Genomic DNA, 16,136 nt, shown 5'->3' on the forward strand with positions numbered 1-16,136 from the left:
TCTCCTTATTTGGGCTGTTTTAAAACGCGCCAGATGACGCGAAAAACGTCATCGTAATGGTTATTAGTTTAGTGAAGAAAGCGTTTAGTTGCTGATTGGCTTGATGGTCAAAGCACCGATGTCTGATGAATCTTCGGTAACAATTGCAAAGTGGGTTAAGCCGTGCAGCGCGAGGTTTTCAAGCAGCTGATTGAGTTTCTTGGGGCGCTGCTCAAGGCGAACCGAATACCCCTGCTCGAAAAGAGCCGACTGAAGCTTGAGCGCATTACCAACAACCGTCGGAGCCGTGCTGTCTAGAACCAGCACGAGGTTGGATGCAGCACTCTGAACTTGCTGATCGCTGACTAGTTCAACCGCGCGCTCAAAGCCGATCGAGATACCAACGGCCGGAACATCCTCGCCGGTCCAGCGGCCAACCATTCCGTCATAACGACCACCGCCGCCGATTGACGAACCAGATTCTGGGTGCTCAATCTCAAAGATCGTGCCGGTGTAGTAACCCATTCCACGAACCAGAGTTGGATCGAATCTGAGTCGACTAGACCCAAACCGCGCTTCGATAGCCTCAAAAATCGGTGCCAGTTCTGAAGGCACCGGAAGGTTTTCTGAAATGGCGTTTAGCCAGACAGCGGCTCGCTCAGCGACCGAGGCGTCAAACTTTTCGGCCAGCTCGGCTACCACTCCTTCGGCTGCAATTTTGTCGAGCTTATCGATGGTGATCATGGCCGAGCCTCGGCCAGCCTCTGGAACACCAAGCTGCTCGAGCAGGTTCGTAAGCAAAACCCTGTGGTTCACACGAATGGTTGCTGCCGACAGACCAATTCGCTCTAGCGCATCGAGTGACGAAACTAGAAGGTCAATTTCGGCCAGGATGCTGCTGTCACCGATGATGTCGATGTCACACTGCACAAACTGACGGTAACGGCCCTTCTGTGGGCGTTCCGCTCGCCAAACTGGCCCAGCTTGGATTGATTTGAAAACCTTAGGAAGTTTGGAACGATTGGTCGCGTAATAACGAGTCAAAGGAACTGTCAGGTCGTAGCGCAATCCCAAGTCAGCCAGATTGTCTTCACCTTCGCTGGCTGCCAGCGCTGCCTCGAGCTCGGCACCGCGCTTCATCACTCGGAACGCCAGCTTCTCGTTGTCGCCGCCTTGCCCAGAAGTGAGGCGAGCCAGATCTTCTAGTGCGGGGGTCTCGATTTCTTGAAACCCGTGAGCCATGTAGGTAGCGCGAATGCCATTCAAAACCTTAGTGCGCTTCAGGTGGTCTGCAGGTAGAAAATCGCGCATTCCGCGAGGTGGGTGCACGTCTTTAGCCATGTAGCAAGTTTGCCACAGGCTCAACGGCTATGCCTTCAACGACAAGTACTAGTCGTCATCCTCATCGTCATCCTCATCGTCATCCTCATCGTCATCATCGGCGTCGTCTTCGTCGTCGTCCGAATCTTCGGAATCGTCATCCTCATCATCATCTTCATCTTCACCGTAGGCTCCCGCCGAAGGCGTAGCGCTCGAGGTGTTTCCAAAGTCAACTGCAAGTGGATCAATTAGTTCAACCGCGCTCGAAACAGCGGCAGCCGTGGCCGTGGATGAAGCTTCGAAGGAATTTAGACCAATTTCAAGAGTCTGAGCCGCCGACCCGGTGGCCGCTACGTCTGCAACTGAACCTGAAGTATCAGTCGATGTCGCCGGCGAGCTTTGGTTTAGTGAATTTTGCTCGGTGATTGGAAGAACTCCGTCGCCAGCAAAGGCCGGAGCCATCATGAACAATGCGAACGCTGCACCTGCTGAAACGGCGGCACCCGACACAAATGACTTGCGCTTCTCGGTCGGTTCAACTTTTTCGTACTCGTATGGGGAATCTGAGTCTTGACGACCATCTTGATTTTGCATTTCTTCCTCCGTGAGTAGCTTGGAACTTCTACTTCGAGGAAACCACCCAAGGCTGAGCAAAACCTGTGAGCCGCCTTTGAAACCGCCTAGAGTTCGGCTGGCAAACCAATTACGCCGGCATCGTTGGCATCGGCTAGTTCAACCTCACGAATCTCAACTTGAAGTTCTCGCACCGCACCACGAAGCGCACGCTCAGAGTCAAACCCGGCGGACTTGCCAGACGAAACGATTGCCAACAGGATGGCGCCCAATTCAGCCTCGCTGGTAACTGAAAACGGTCCCGGCGCATCAGCATCAAGCAATCCAATTTTTTCGGCCTTGCCAATAACCTTGTCGGCCAAAGCCAGTGCTGGCAGGGCCTGAGGGATCCCGTCTAGAACCGATGAACGTTCTGGCTTCTCACGCTGCTTGTGGGCATCCCAGTTCAGCATCACGTCATCGCCAGTCTTCGCGGCGTACTTTTCAAGTTCTTCTTCTGAGCCAAATACGTGGGGGTGACGCCCAATCATTTTTTGCGCCGAAAGTTCGGCCACATCCTGGATGTCAAAAGGCTCGCCGAGGCTGCCGGATGCTGCGAGATCACTGTGGAAGACCACCTGGTACAGCACATCTCCAAGCTCCTCAAGGATGTCCTCGCGGTTTCCCGACTCGATGGCATCGATCAGTTCGTAAGCCTCTTCAAGCAAGTACTTGGTTAGCGAGTTGTGGTCCTGCTCGGCATCCCAAGGGCAACCACCCGGAGCACGCAGCTTATTAGCAACGGCAATCAAATCATCAAGTTTGGTCATCATTTGGCTTTCTGAGGATCAGATTCAGAATCTGGTTTTGGCGGAAACACTCTTGCCAAGAAAGCCCACACCCAGTCGATGATGGCTTGGTCTCGCAATGGTTCAAAGTTAGCGTCTCTTGGCGCCGGAACCATCAGGGTCTGGGCCGATTGGAGATATTTAATACCCGGGAACAAGTGAGTTAGGGCCACCTGCTGGGCTTCATCGATAACCACCGGTTGGAGTTTGACCTGAAGACCCAGAACATTTAGGTCCTTGAGTCCCAATCGGTTGGCCTGCTGGCGAAGTTCTGTAACTTCAATCAAGTTCTTAACTGAATCCGGCGCCTTGCCGTAGCGGTCCTCAAGTTCAGCCAGAATAGCGTCAAGTTGCTTACGAGAACCCTTCTCGCCGCTCGCAGCGGATAACTTGTGATAGGCCTCTAGGCGCAAGCGCTCGCTATCGACATAGGTGTTTGGAATATGAGCATCGACCGGCAGTTCGAGCTTAAGTTCGGCTGGAGATTCAGTCTTCTCACCCTTGAAATCGGCAACAGCTTCACCGATCATGCGCAGATAAAGGTCAAATCCCACACCTGCGATGTGGCCGGACTGCTCACCGCCCAGAAGGTTTCCCGCTCCTCGAATTTCAAGGTCCTTCATAGCAATCTGCATTCCGCCACCGAGTTCATTATTCAGTGCGATTGTTGCCAATCGGTCGTGCGCTGTTTCGCTAAGCGGCTTATCTGGCGAATAGAAGAAGTACGCATAGGCTCGCTCTCTGCTTCGACCAACTCGCCCTCGAATTTGGTGCAGCTGACTCAATCCAAAGTTCTCTGCTCGGTCAACGATCAGAGTGTTGGCATTCGGTATATCGATACCGGTTTCGATAATCGTGGTCGACACCAAAACGTCAAACTTGCGCTCCCAGAAATCAACCACCACCTGCTCAAGTGCGGTCTCTGTCATCTGGCCGTGAGCAACGGCAATTCTCGCCTCGGGCACCAACTCGGCGAGTTGGTTGGCAACCGCCTCAATAGTGCTGACCCGGTTGTGCACGAAGAACACCTGACCTTCACGGATCAGTTCGCGCCTAATCGCCGCTGCAACTTGCTTTTCAGAGTAACCACCGATGTAGGTCAAAATCGGGTGACGTTCTTCGGGTGGCGTCGCCAACGTTGACATTTCTCGAATACCGGTAATCGCCATTTCCAAGGTTCGCGGAATCGGGGTTGCCGACATCGAAAGGATGTCGACGTTAGTTTTCATCTCTTTCAGCTTTTCCTTGTGCTCAACACCAAAGCGCTGTTCCTCATCGATGATGATCAAACCAAGCTGGCGGAACTTGACGCTTTCGCTCAAGAGTCGATGGGTTCCAATCACCATGTCGACTGAACCGTCGGCCAAACCGGCGATTGTCTCTTTTACTTCTTTGGCTGTTTGGAACCGAGATAGCGAACGGACGTTAACAGGGAAACCTGCAAAGCGCGACTCAAATGTATCGGTGTGCTGACGGACCAACAGGGTGGTGGGGACCAACATGGCAACCTGCTTGCCATCCTGAATGGCCTTGAACGCTGCTCGAACCGCGACTTCAGTTTTGCCGTAGCCAACATCGCCGGCCAACAGGCGGTCCATCGGAACCTCGCGCTCCATGTCGCGCTTGACCTCATCGATGGTGGTCAATTGATCTGGAGTCTCAACGAAGGCAAACGCCTCTTCAAGTTCATGTTGCCAAGGGGTATCTGGGCCAAAAGCATGACCCTTTGACTTCATGCGTGCGGAATAGAGCTTGACCAGGTCAATCGCAATCTTGCGGATAGCCTTGCGGGCGTTGCCCTTGACTCGAGCCCAGTCGGTTCCACCCATTTTCGACAGAACCGGGGCTTCACCGCCGACATACCTGGTCAAAAGGTCCAATTGATCGGTCGGCACAAACAGAGTGTCACCCGGATACCCGCGCTTGGATGGCGCGTACTCGATTAGAAGATACTCGCGCTGGGATTGCATTTTTCCAACGCCACTGGCGCGCTGAACAAGTTCAACAAATCGGCCGATGCCGTGGGTCTCGTGAACGACGTAGTCCCCTGCTTTGAGCGTGAGTGGGTCGACCGCCTGGCCGCGCTTGGTCGCAAGCTTGCGAACAGTTGGGCTCACGTAAACCGAACTCTTGCCGTAGAACTCAGCTTCGGTAATCACAATCAAATTGGATTCAGGAGCGGTGAAGCCTTTGCGCAAACTGGCCTGCACCACATCCGCGGTAATTTTGGCAGCCACCATTTGCTCTTGCAGGCGCTCTACGGTTCCGTGCCCCTCAGCAACCAAGACCACGTGATTGCCGGCCTTGGCCTGGTCTTCCAACCATTCGATTGAGGTGGTTTCGAGCCCCTTGAAATTCGGTACTTCAAGCAGCCCCAAATTCACCAGAGTTTCGTCATCTGCGCCAAATTGAGACACTGTGAACATCGGGCGTCCATCCAATGCATCTTTGAACTGCGATAGTTCAACAAACCCACCAGCACTGAGATCGATTGGCGCGTTGGCGCCCTCGGTTGCAGCATCCCACGCGGCATGCAAAAACTCTTCGTTGGTCTCGACCAAACTTGCGGCACGCGCAGCCGACTTCTCGGGTGACAACAGGGTCACGAGGGTGTCACTCGGTAGGTAATCGCTAAGCGGAACCATACGATCGACTAGGACTGGCGCAAGCGATTCCATGCCGTCCACAGGAATGCCCTCGGAGAGCTTTGCCAGCATCGAAGAAATATTGGGAAACTCGTGAAGCATCTCGCGTGCGCGACTTGCCACATTCGGCGTGATGATAATTTCTCGCGCTGGGTAGACCTGAATGGACTCGACTTTGCCTTCAATTGAGAGCTGGTCAGCTACCGAGAACTGACGAATCTCCTCGATCTCATCGCCAAAAAATTCGAGACGCATCGCATGCTCAGCTGTGGTCGGAAAAATATCCAGAATTCCACCGCGAACCGCAAACTCACCGCGTCTGGTGACCATGTCGACTCGGTGGTACGCGATTTCGACTAGCTTGAGTGGCAATTCGAAGAGCGGGTACTCTTGGCCAATCTCAAGGGTTAGTGGCGGATGAGCCGCCAACCCAGCGACCACCGGCTGCAGAACCGCGCGGACCGATGCAATCACGTAAACCTCGTGATCTGGAGCTTCAGCCTTTAGCGCATTCAAACGGTGCAAAACCTGGAGTCTTCGGCCGACGGTTTCGGGACTCGGGCTTAGGCGCTCATGAGGCAGGGTCTCCCAAGAAGGAAACTCGAGAATCTCTGCGGTCGGATCAAGATCACGCAGAGCGGCTGCCACGTCTTCACCCTCGCGTCCAGTGGCAACCACAACAAGTTGGGTTCTCGACAGTTTGGCATCTGCCCTGAACTTTGAGATGACATCCAAAATAACCGGATGAGCGCCCTGCGGAGCGATCAGATCTACGCGTGAATTTTTGATTTTTGCCTGCAGTGAGGCGAAGGGGTATCCCTCTGAAACGAGTGCGCCAAGGCGCGAAAGGGCCTTGAGATTTTGCGTACTCACAAGGTAAGTCTAAGTTGACCGGACCGCGGAGTATTCCGAGGAATTGTTATTCCGGTGAATGAAATTTTTGCTGTGCCGTCGTGATTCCGTCACGAACGATTGCCTCAACAGCATCAGCAGCAATCTCGAGGGTGACCGGTAAGTTTTTACGCTCAGCCGAGCCAAAATCCTTGAGAACAAAATCGGCGGTATCCATGCGGCCCGGCGGTCTGCCTATACCAACTCTCACCCGGGCAAAATCATTAGAACCGCAAGCTGCGATGATATCGCGAAGCCCGTTGTGACCGCCATGGCCACCACCCTGCTTGAGGCGAATCGTCTCGGCCGGGATGTCCAACTCATCGTGCAAAACAATCAGGTTGGAAAGTGGAATGTCGTAAAACTTGAGCAGTGCAGAAACCGGCCCGCCACTGGTATTCATGTACGAACCAGGCTTGGCCAGAATTAATTTGGCCCCACCGGCCCCAAGCCTTGCCTCAGCAACGGCCGCGTGCGATTTGTGGCTCTTGAAGTTTGCCCCCAGCCGATCGGCTAAGACCGAGAGCACCATTTGACCAACATTGTGCCGGTTAGCAGAATAGTCGGGCCCGGGGTTACCGAGCCCGACTACTAAGTAAGCCGAATTATTCAGTTGATTACTCTGCTGCTAGTTCTGCTGCGTGACCTGCTGCGGTTGCTACAACTGAAGCAACTAGCTCGTCATCAGCAAGCTCAAGCTTTGCACCTGCAGGAAGCTTGACGTCCTTAGCTAGAACGTGGAAGCCTGCGCCCTCCTTGTTGAAGACAACCTCAACAAAGTCAGGGATGCTGGTTGCTGCAACTTCTAGCTTCACGGTCTTGTGCTCTAGGTCGATAACGGTACCTGAAAGTGACTCGCCAACGATGTGAACTGGAACCTCAACGTGAACGCGCTCACCCTTGACTAGGGTCACTAGGTCAATGTGCTCGATGATCTGAGTTACTGGGTCCTTTGAGGCGCTCTTTACAAGAACTGACTCTTCGACGCCGTTGATGGTTAGGTCGATAACTGCGTTCTTGTGACGCAGGATAAGTGCAACCTCGTGTGCAGGAACAACGATGTGGCGCGCTTCGGTGCCGTGACCGTAGATAACTGCTGGAGTCTTGCCTGCCGCACGGAACTTGCGTGCTGCACCCTTACCGAAAGATTCGCGGACTTCGCCGACTAGCTTTGCTGCTGTGTTCATAATGGTTTCCAATCTGGTTTGTAATTCATCAACTCAAGCGTGGAACGCGAGGATACCTGCCGTGGAAACCGGCTAAATGCCCCGTCGATAACGGCTCCGAATGGAGCCCTCGCCGTTGTCTCCTCAAAGTCTACTTTGTTTTAGAGCCCACCGGCAAACAGGACACCGGCAGCTGAAGCCACAATCAAGCACATCAGCAGACCGAGCCAAGAAACTACCCGCGGGAATATGCGCTCAGTTACTGGTTGTGCCAAAGCGCTAAGGTGACCGATCGCGTAGTAAAACAAAACTCCCAGCGATGACAGCGAGATAACCCAGCTAATCGGACCGGCTAGAACCAACAGAGCGGCGAGGCCGGCAACCGCAAGTTCGGCGACCCAAGGTGATCCGAATTTGTTCCGGTTTGCGAGCGATGCAGGCAACGCTTCATCTGCACCCATCTCGGCAGCGGTTCGAGAAACCCCTGCCAAGAGAGCCAGCATTGATCCGGCTGAGGCTATCGCAGCCACCGCGACAGTGACACCTTCGAATGGCAACCCAATCTCAGAGAAGAAACTTAGAAATGGCAATTGGTTCGAAGCTACTGATGAGGCAAGCACCGGGCTAAGCACGACGGCAAGGCCCCCGTAAAGCGCCAACACCAAAAGCAGGCTGATTGCGATGGCGAGAGGGATGTTTACGCGTGCGTTACGCACTTCGTTTCCCAACGTTGCCACTCGCGCATAACCGGCGAAGGCAAAAAAGAAGATTGCTGCGGCAGCAACAATTTGCGGTTCAAAATCTTTATCTGCAGAAACCGTCACCGGCGGCAATTCTTGACCGTGGATCAACCCGGCCCCAATAGTCAGCACTAGAAACAGAACGGTGATGCTGGCCAAAATCATCGCCACGGTGGCCGTGCGTTGAATTCCGAGAATGTTGATAAGTGCCAACACTGCAATCAGAGTGATGGCTACCGCCTGCTGGTGACCAGGCAGGACATACGCTCCAAAAACCAAACCGATGGCCGCAATCGATGCGATTTTTCCAATCACAAAGGCAAAACCTGCGGTTTTGGCAACCTTGTCGTTTAGATAAACGCCAGCATAGGCATAGACCCCGCCGGGCCTATCTACCTGTCGAGCAAGTTGAAGAATCGAAGCCGAATTCAGCGCTGCCACAAGGCTGGCCAGGAGCAATGACACCCAAAGCCATTCACCCGCAAGGGCAAATGCTTCGCGGAAGACTATGAAGACTCCCGCTCCAAGCATCGAAGCCAACCCGATTGCAACCGCGCCGATTAACGAGAGTTGCTGCCTAGGCAGATTCGACAATTGGGGTTACGCGTGCCCAGGGAATAGCTTGTTGACCGACTCATCGCCGAAGACTGCGCTGATTGCCGCAGCGATTAGCGGAGCAATCGAAAGCACAGTCAGGTTGTCAAACTGCTTCTCAGGAGTGATTGGCAAGGTGTTCGTGACAATTACCTCGTCGACCACACCGCTGGAAAGGCGCTCAACAGCTGGTTTTGAGAAGACAGCGTGGGTGGCAGCAACAATAACTCGGGCTGCGCCGTTGTCTTTCAAAGCCTTGGCGGCCGCAACAATTGTGCCCGCTGTGTCGATCATGTCGTCAACCAGCAAACAGGTACGGCCCTTTACGTCACCAACAAGCTCGTGGGCCTCTACCTGGTTTGGGCGGTCCGGGTCGCGACGCTTGTGGATGATAGCCAGCGGTGCACCAAGGCGCTCGGCCCAGATGTCCGCCACGCGCACGCGGCCTGAGTCCGGAGAAACCACGGTCAGGTTTTCGTTGCCGAAGCGCTCAGCAACGTGGTCTGCCAGCATTGGAAGCGCCCAAAGGTGATCAACCGGGCCGTCGAAGAAACCCTGGATCTGAGGCGTGTGAAGGTCAACCGACATAATTCGGTTGGCGCCAGCGGCCTTGAACAAATCAGTCATTAGACGGGCAGAGATTGGCTCGCGCCCCTTGTGCTTTTTGTCTTGGCGAGCGTAAGGAAAGAATGGGGCGACAACTGTGATTCGCTTTGCCGATGAACGCTTCATAGCGTCAACCATGAGCAACTGCTCCATGATCCAGTTGTTGATGCCGGATGAGTGTGACTGAATCACGAATGCGTCGACACCGCGAACAGATTCTTCGTAGCGAACGAAGGTTTCACCGTTAGCAAAGTCGTATGCCGTGGTCGGGACCAGTGAGGTGTTCAGCAGGGTGGCAACCTCTTCAGCAAGAGCTTGGTGTGCGCGCCCGCTAACGATGACTAGTCGTTTTGAATTGCTGGCTGTGATTTCCAAGATGGGCTCCCGCTTTCTGAGTAATTTAGTTTTTTGCCTTGTGGGCTGCTTCTGCTGCTTTAGTGCCAGGGCGCTTAGAGATTACCCAGTCGGCCAGGTTACGCTGCGGTGCAACGTTCATAGCCAAATCGCCAGCCTCTACATTGCGGCGAACTACTGTTCCTGCCGCGGTGTAAGCCCCATCACCAATGGTAATTGGTGCAACAAAAACATTGTGTGAGCCGGTTCGAACGTGCGAACCAACTGTGCTCGAGTGCTTGGCTACGCCATCGTAGTTGGCAAAAATTGTGCCGGCACCGATGTTTGATTGTTCACCGATGGTCGCGTCACCCACGTAGCTCAGGTGCGGAACCTTTGATCCGGCACCGATTTTGGCATTCTTGGTTTCGACAAAAGTACCGATTTTGCCGTCGGCACCGAGTTCGGTTCCGGCTCGCAAGAACGAGAACGGGCCAACTGATGCTCCGGCGCCGATGATCGAGCCGGTTACGTGCGACTTAACGACAGTTGCACCCTCAGCAACCTGGGTGTCAACCATGTACACCTCTGGCCCAACCGTGGCTCCGGCTGAAATATGGGTCAGCCCTTTGAGCTGGGTGCCGGCCAATAGGGTGACGTCCTCGCCGAGTTGCACGGTAACGTCAATCCAGGTCGAACCTGCGTCCTGAATGGTCACGCCGGCTCGTTGCCAGGCTTCGCAAATTCTGTAGTTCAATTCGGCCGCAACTTCGGCAAGCTGAACCCGATCGTTGATGCCGGCCACCAACCAGTTATCAGCAACAGCCAATGCCTGGACTCGTTTTCCTTGGTGCAATAACTCGGCAGCTGCATCGGTCAGGTACTTTTCTCCCTGAGCGTTGTGCGAGCCAACTTTTGCCAAAGCAGAGCGCAGGTTAGCCGCATCAAAGACGTAAACGCCCGCGTTGACTTCTGCAATCTCCAACTGGTCGGCATCAGCATCGCGGTGTTCAACAATTTGGATGAATTTGCCGTCATTGCTGCGGATAATTCGACCGTAGCCGGTTGGGTCCTCAACGACAGCCGTGAGAATGGAAGCTGCGTATCCACCTGCGAGGTGCTCGCCAAGAAGTGATTCAAGAGTCGGAACATCTAACAGCGGAACATCTCCGCTAGTGACGATTACCGCACCATCGAAATCGGCTGGCAGCGCCTCAAGGCCACATTCGACCGCGCGCCCAGTACCTGGCACATCATCTTGTTCGGCAATTACCGCAGTCGGAAAATAAGCGCTGATGTACTTAGAGATTAATTCTTTTTGGTGGCGAACAACGGGCACCACGTGCGCGGCACCGAGAGAGGTGGCAGTGGCCAAAACGTGGCCAAGGAGCGGGAGTCCGGCAAGTTCATGCATAACTTTCGGTTTTGCCGAACGCATACGAGTTCCAGAACCGGCAGCCAAAACGATGACTGCTAGGCGCTGTTCGCTCATTTTGCTCCTGTTCAAATGCTGATGCGCTCCCCCACCAGGACTCGAACCTAGAAAGCCGCCTCCAAAGGGCGGAGTGTTGCCATTACACCATGGGGGATCCGCAGTATTTCGACTGCCCCTTAAGTCTGCCAGATAAGCAGGCCCGCTGGTGCGATTTCTATTGAAGTAACTCCGAAGTTTCTAGCCATTCGAGTTCTAATTCTTCGCGCTTGGCATTTAATTCGGTTTGCTTGCTCACGAATTTAGCCAAACCGGCATAGTCGCTCTGATCATGCTGGGCCATCTCGCCGTGGAGCTTGGTCTCGTCACTAGCAATTTTCTCGAGAGCACGCTCAATGCGCGCCAGATTCTTCTCAGCCTCACGAACTTGAGCACCGGAAAGCACCGGAGCGGATTTTTCGTCGGCAACAGACCCAGATGTTGACTCTGCGCGTCCGTTCGAAGCTGATCCTCCGCGAGAGTTGCCGAGAGAGTGGCGGCGAAGTTCGAGGTATTGGTCGACTCCACCGGTTAGGTGTCGAAGGTTTCCGTCACCGAGCAAAGCATATTGATGGTCTGTTACTCGCTCGAGCAGGTATCGGTCGTGACTAACCACAATGAGAGTGCCCGGCCAACCGTCAAGCAGGTCTTCCATTGCAGCAAGGATGTCGGTGTCGAGGTCGTTAGTTGGTTCATCGAGAATCAGAACGTTAGGCTCACCAAAAAGCAATCTCAAGAATTGAAGCCGGCGTCGCTGCCCGCCAGACAAATCTTCAATCGGTGTCTGCAATTGCGCCTGCGTAAAGCCAAGTTGCTCGACCAGCTGGCCGATGCCAACCTCTTTTTTGTCGACCACGAAGAAAGATTTTTCTCTGGCGATGAGGCTAAAGATTCGCTCACCGTGAAATTCATCCAGCTCTTTTACATCTTGGCTAAGGGTCGCGATTTTTACAGTTTTACCGCGTTTGATGCGGCCAGATGTTGGCTCAAGCAAGCCCTGCACTAACTTCAACAAGGTTGTCTTGCCAGCGCCATTGACGCCCACAAGCCCAACTCGATCCCCCGGACCTAGCCTCCAGGTGACGTCATGTAGCAACTCGCGACCATCGATCTCGTACGTGAGGTTTTCTACGTCCAACACGTCTTTACCCAAACGAGCCGTGGCCAATTTAGAGAGGGCAACGCGGTCGCGCGGCTCTGGCTCATTGGCAATAAGTTCTGCCGCTGCATCCATGCGGAATTTTGGCTTGGATGTTCGAGCTGGCGCACCGCGGCGCAACCAGGCCAGCTCTTTACGCATCAGATTCTGACGGCGTGATTCAGAGGCTGCGGCACTTCTATCGCGTTCATTGCGCTGCAGGATGTACGCGGCATACCCACCCTCAAACGGCTCAATCACACCGTCGTGGACCTCCCAGGTTAGGTTGCACACCTCATCAAGGAACCATCGGTCATGAGTAACCACGAGAAGACCGCCACCGTTGTTTGCCCATCGTGTCTTTAGGTGACTGGCTAGCCAAGCAACACCCTCGATGTCCAGGTGGTTGGTTGGTTCGTCCAGCATCACAATGTCTAGGTCCTGAACCAGCAATTTCGCCAACGCCACTCGACGTCGTTGACCACCGGACAGTTCGCCGACCTGCTTTTCCCAATCCAAATCATTTAGAAGGCCCGAGATGACATCGCGGATTTTGGCATCGCCAGCCCATTCGTGTTCCGGCATGTCACCGACCACAGCCTGCCCGATGGTTTGCCCTGGGTCAATAACGTCAGCTTGATCCAAAAGCCCGTAGGTCATGCCATTTCTGTGGGTTACGCGCCCACCATCCGGCTGCATGCGCTTTGCCAACAGTTTTAGCAGCGTTGATTTTCCATCGCCGTTTCTACCGACAATTCCAATCCGGTCGCCTTCATTAACACCGATGGTGATCTCGTCGAAAACCTTCTTGGTGGGAAACTCCAATGACAACGCCTCTGCGCCGAGGAGGTGGGCCATTAGTTTTTCTCCAATTTCGCGCCTTCAGCTGGACCATAGGTCACTAGCGCTTCGTATCCAAGCACCGATAGGTTGTTGGCAATTACCTCAGCCATGTCTGCGCTTTCGGCCAAGAGCGCAACTGTCGGACCAGAGCCTGAAACCATTCCGGCCAATGCCCCCGCTGCCACGCCGTCGCTAATTGTTTTGGCAAGCTCGGGAATGGCCTGGATCGAACACTCTTCCAAATCGTTTCGGATGTGTTTGGCCAACTCATGGGCATCGCCGGACTGCAGAGCCTGGATTAGACCAGATGGAATGCTAGGCGCCGGCAGAGCGGCTGGGTCCAACCCGCGTGACCCTCTAAGTGCGTCGAGCTTTTGATAAACACTCGGAGTACTAAGCCCGCCGTCGTGAGGCACCAAAACCCAATGAGTAGTTTTGACCTGTTCAATTGCTTCGAGTGCATCGCCTCGACCGGTTCCGACAGCCACTCCACCCATCAGAGCAAAAGGCACATCGGCTCCAAGTTCACCAGCCTGTTTCATGAGCTCTGATGTCGTGATTCCCGAGCAGTAGAGGTCATTTGCGGCCAAAAGTGCAGCGGCCGCATCGGCAGAACCGCCACCCATGCCGCCAGCGACCGGCACCGATTTATCGATTTGAAAATGAACCGGATGTGCCGGCTGGGTTTCTGCTAGCGCAGAAACAAGTTTTGCTGCGCGGACCACCAAGTTGTCTTCTCCGGTCGGGACACCGACCAACTGGCTTGACGGAAGCGAACCTTCAACCGCAACTGACCAGGCATCGGCCGGGGTAAGGGTAACCCGCTCGCGAATCCCAAGCGCTAGGTAAACGCTGGCAACGTCGTGATAGCCATCGGGCTGAAGCGAACCGACTTCAAAGTAGAGATTTATTTTCCCCGGCGCATCGGCCGTCACGCTGTGATTCAAGCGATTTCCAGTCGACGGTGAACACCGGCAAAAACCTCACGCCAGTAAAGCTCGCGTGGTTTGATTCCATCCAGGTCGGGCACAAGCTCGTGAACGACGCGAACATTTACTGATCCGTCGACCAACTCAAAACTAATAATCGCCCTGGTTCGGTCATCGAAGGCCAGGGTAATTTGCCCATTTTTAGTACCCAGAACTCGTGGGCGATCAAAAACGACCCAAGAAGATACGTCATTCAAAACGGTGAACAGTCGCTGAAGTTCGACATTGAACATTTCTTCGACTTTGAAAGATAAAGCCATCACTGCCTCGCTTTCGCAATTGCCAAGAATTGGTGAACATCAAGTTCTTCACCTCGAGCCTGAGGGCTAACCCCAGCCTCAATCAAAATTCTCTCGGCCTCTGCCGCTGACCCAGCCCAAACGGACAGCGCCTGACGAAGGGTTTTGCGCCTCTGGCCAAAAGCTGCATCGGCAACCTCAAAGGTTGCCAGGCGCAGCTCTTCGGAACCTAGTGCAACCGCGCGTTTGGCAAAAAAGACGAGTGCCGAGTCAACATTCGGCACTGGCCAGAAGATGTTGCGGCCAACGTTCCCGGCCAGATACGAGTCTGCATACCAAGCCAATTTGACGCTTGGGACTCCGTAGATTTTTGATCCGGGCGTTGCTGCCAATCGATGCGCAACTTCAGCCTGGACCAAAACCAAACCCTTTTGGATGGTCGGAAATTGCTCTAAGAAGTGCAATAGAACCGGCACCGAGATGTTGTAGGGCAGGTTCGCCACCAATGCGTCCGGCGCGGCTGGTAGCTCGGCAACTTTTAGCGCATCGTTTCGAACCAGGGTGAAGTCAGTCCCCGGAGCTCGATTAGAAATCGTAGTCTCAAGTTCGGCAGCCATTTTTGGATCAATCTCAACGGCAATTACCTTCTGAGCAACCTCCAGAAGACCAAGAGTTAGCGAGCCAAGGCCCGGTCCAATTTCGACTACCACCTCTTGGCCGCTGAGCTTTGCTGCGGTCACAATTCGGCGAATGGTATTTGGGTCGGTCACGAAGTTTTGGCCCAATTTTTTAGTCGGTGTGACGTCAAGTTTGCTCGCTAGAGCACGGATGTCGACAGCACCCAAAAGATCAACCATTAGAAACCCTCCGACCAAGAACCGTAAACGGCTTCAGTGTTCAAGGCTAACTGAGCGCACAGCGCTTCTAGGTCTGCGCCTCGAACCTCGGCCATCTTTCGAACCGTGATTGGAACCAGATAAGGCGTGTTTGGACGGCCGCGATATGGCTCCGGCGCCAAGAAGGGAGCATCTGTTTCGACCAGGATTAGTTCGGCGGGTGCCATTGCGAGAGAATCACGCAGGTGCTGGTTGCGCTTGATCGTGATGTTGCCGGCAAACGACATGTACCAGCCGTTCTCAATACAAATTTCAGCCAAGTCGGTATCACCGGAATAGCAGTGGAAAACCACTTTGTCCGGAGCACCCACCCGCTTCAGTGTCTCGACGACATCTTCGTGCGCGTCACGGTCATGAATCATGAGAGCAAGATTGTTTTCTTTGGCAATCCGAATGTGCTCTTCAAAACTGTGACGCTGCAGGAGAATTTCCTCCTGGCCTTCAGTCCTAAAGAAATCCAATCCGGTCTCGCCAATGGCACGCACCCGCGGCTGGGTAGCCAGTGCCGCAATTTCGGCAATTGCCTGATCAAGTGCGGGCTTGGTTTTATAAAGCGGCGCCTCGTTTGGATGAAGGGCTACGGCAGCCAAAATTCTAGAGTCCTCTGTGGCAACCTGAGCACACCATTTTGAACTCTCTAGGGTGACACCAACTTGAACAATTCCGCGCACTCCAACCGAGTTAGCGCGGTCGAGATTTTCACGCCAGGGCATAACACCGAGGTCGTCATCAAATTCAAACTCAAGGTGGCAGTGATTGTCGTAAACCGGAAGCGGCAATCGCTCTGGGTTCGGAGGAAAGGCCTTGGCTTTAGCCTTGCTACTTGAACCGGCTGCTTCAGGTTTTCCAGCTTTAGAGCTCCGAACAAATTGCTCTTCGGCCACGG

At 54.1% G+C, this 16,136-nt stretch carries 14 protein-coding genes and 1 tRNA gene; all 15 read right to left on the reverse strand.

All coding sequences use genetic code 11. The features are described from left to right. Positions 1-84: 84 nt before the first annotated feature. The 15 genes from hisS to OO731_RS04960 all read right to left on the reverse strand — a co-directional run bounded on the left by hisS (position 85) and on the right by OO731_RS04960 (position 16,134). On the reverse strand, positions 85-1,320 hold the full coding sequence (gene hisS / locus OO731_RS04890) for a histidine--tRNA ligase (RefSeq protein WP_264889859.1): 1,236 nt from the start codon (positions 1,318-1,320) through the stop codon (positions 85-87). 48 nt (positions 1,321-1,368) lie between these two features. Continuing rightward, the gene (locus OO731_RS04895; RefSeq protein ID WP_264889860.1) at positions 1,369-1,893 is read right to left on the reverse strand and encodes a hypothetical protein; all 525 of its coding nucleotides are present in this window, start codon (positions 1,891-1,893) and stop codon (positions 1,369-1,371) included. A gap of 86 nt (positions 1,894-1,979) precedes the next feature. Beyond that, positions 1,980-2,684, reverse strand: a complete 705-nt coding sequence (locus tag OO731_RS04900) for a MazG family protein (protein ID WP_264889861.1) — start codon at positions 2,682-2,684, stop codon at positions 1,980-1,982. Beyond that, positions 2,681-6,082, reverse strand: a complete 3,402-nt coding sequence (mfd, locus tag OO731_RS04905; protein ID WP_264890673.1) for a transcription-repair coupling factor — start codon at positions 6,080-6,082, stop codon at positions 2,681-2,683. The genes OO731_RS04900 and mfd overlap by 4 nt, the downstream gene beginning before the upstream one ends. A gap of 181 nt (positions 6,083-6,263) precedes the next feature. Continuing rightward, entirely contained in the window at positions 6,264-6,848 is a 585-nt protein-coding gene (gene pth / locus OO731_RS04910; protein WP_264890674.1) for an aminoacyl-tRNA hydrolase, read from the reverse strand. A 4-nt stretch (positions 6,849-6,852) separates the two neighbouring features. After that, entirely contained in the window at positions 6,853-7,422 is a 570-nt protein-coding gene (locus OO731_RS04915) for a 50S ribosomal protein L25/general stress protein Ctc (protein WP_264889862.1), read from the reverse strand. 140 nt (positions 7,423-7,562) lie between these two features. Further along, the gene (locus OO731_RS04920; RefSeq protein ID WP_264889863.1) at positions 7,563-8,735 is read right to left on the reverse strand and encodes an APC family permease; all 1,173 of its coding nucleotides are present in this window, start codon (positions 8,733-8,735) and stop codon (positions 7,563-7,565) included. Between the two features lie 6 nt (positions 8,736-8,741). After that, on the reverse strand, positions 8,742-9,719 hold the full coding sequence (locus tag OO731_RS04925) for a ribose-phosphate diphosphokinase (protein ID WP_264890675.1): 978 nt from the start codon (positions 9,717-9,719) through the stop codon (positions 8,742-8,744). Between the two features lie 22 nt (positions 9,720-9,741). Then, a complete protein-coding gene (gene glmU, locus OO731_RS04930; protein WP_264889864.1) occupies positions 9,742-11,166 on the reverse strand; it encodes a bifunctional UDP-N-acetylglucosamine diphosphorylase/glucosamine-1-phosphate N-acetyltransferase GlmU in 1,425 nt (474 codons plus the stop codon). A gap of 26 nt (positions 11,167-11,192) precedes the next feature. Next, a tRNA-Gln gene (locus tag OO731_RS04935) sits at positions 11,193-11,263 on the reverse strand. Between the two features lie 60 nt (positions 11,264-11,323). Next, positions 11,324-13,141, reverse strand: a complete 1,818-nt coding sequence (locus tag OO731_RS04940) for an ABC-F family ATP-binding cassette domain-containing protein (RefSeq protein WP_264889865.1) — start codon at positions 13,139-13,141, stop codon at positions 11,324-11,326. Next, positions 13,141-14,073: a 4-(cytidine 5'-diphospho)-2-C-methyl-D-erythritol kinase gene (locus OO731_RS04945; RefSeq protein ID WP_264889866.1), complete on the reverse strand. Its 933-nt coding sequence runs from the start codon at positions 14,071-14,073 to the stop codon at positions 13,141-13,143. Before OO731_RS04945 ends, OO731_RS04940 begins: the two co-directional genes overlap by 1 nt. Continuing rightward, positions 14,070-14,348 (reverse strand): hypothetical protein, encoded by a 279-nt coding sequence (locus tag OO731_RS04950; protein WP_264889867.1) that lies wholly within the window; start codon positions 14,346-14,348, stop codon positions 14,070-14,072. The genes OO731_RS04945 and OO731_RS04950 overlap by 4 nt, the downstream gene beginning before the upstream one ends. A gap of 26 nt (positions 14,349-14,374) precedes the next feature. Next, on the reverse strand, positions 14,375-15,211 hold the full coding sequence (rsmA, locus tag OO731_RS04955) for a 16S rRNA (adenine(1518)-N(6)/adenine(1519)-N(6))-dimethyltransferase RsmA (protein ID WP_264889868.1): 837 nt from the start codon (positions 15,209-15,211) through the stop codon (positions 14,375-14,377). Continuing rightward, positions 15,211-16,134: a TatD family hydrolase gene (locus tag OO731_RS04960; RefSeq protein ID WP_264889869.1), complete on the reverse strand. Its 924-nt coding sequence runs from the start codon at positions 16,132-16,134 to the stop codon at positions 15,211-15,213. The genes rsmA and OO731_RS04960 overlap by 1 nt, the downstream gene beginning before the upstream one ends. Between the last annotated feature and the right edge of the window lie 2 nt (positions 16,135-16,136).

This window comes from Rhodoluna sp. KAS3 (genome assembly GCF_026000575.1).
GTDB lineage: Bacteria > Actinomycetota > Actinomycetes > Actinomycetales > Microbacteriaceae > Rhodoluna.

Coding starts and splice junctions, on each gene's coding strand:
- hisS (WP_264889859.1), bottom strand. CDS start 1,320: ATGGCTAAAGACGTGCACCCACCTCGCGGAATGCGCGATTTTCTACCT.
- OO731_RS04915 (WP_264889862.1), bottom strand. CDS start 7,422: ATGAACACAGCAGCAAAGCTAGTCGGCGAAGTCCGCGAATCTTTCGGT.
- glmU (WP_264889864.1), bottom strand. CDS start 11,166: ATGAGCGAACAGCGCCTAGCAGTCATCGTTTTGGCTGCCGGTTCTGGA.
- OO731_RS04950 (WP_264889867.1), bottom strand. CDS start 14,348: ATGTTCAATGTCGAACTTCAGCGACTGTTCACCGTTTTGAATGACGTA.
- OO731_RS04900 (WP_264889861.1), bottom strand. CDS start 2,684: ATGATGACCAAACTTGATGATTTGATTGCCGTTGCTAATAAGCTGCGT.
- OO731_RS04940 (WP_264889865.1), bottom strand. CDS start 13,141: ATGGCCCACCTCCTCGGCGCAGAGGCGTTGTCATTGGAGTTTCCCACC.
- rsmA (WP_264889868.1), bottom strand. CDS start 15,211: ATGGTTGATCTTTTGGGTGCTGTCGACATCCGTGCTCTAGCGAGCAAA.
- OO731_RS04895 (WP_264889860.1), bottom strand. CDS start 1,893: ATGCAAAATCAAGATGGTCGTCAAGACTCAGATTCCCCATACGAGTAC.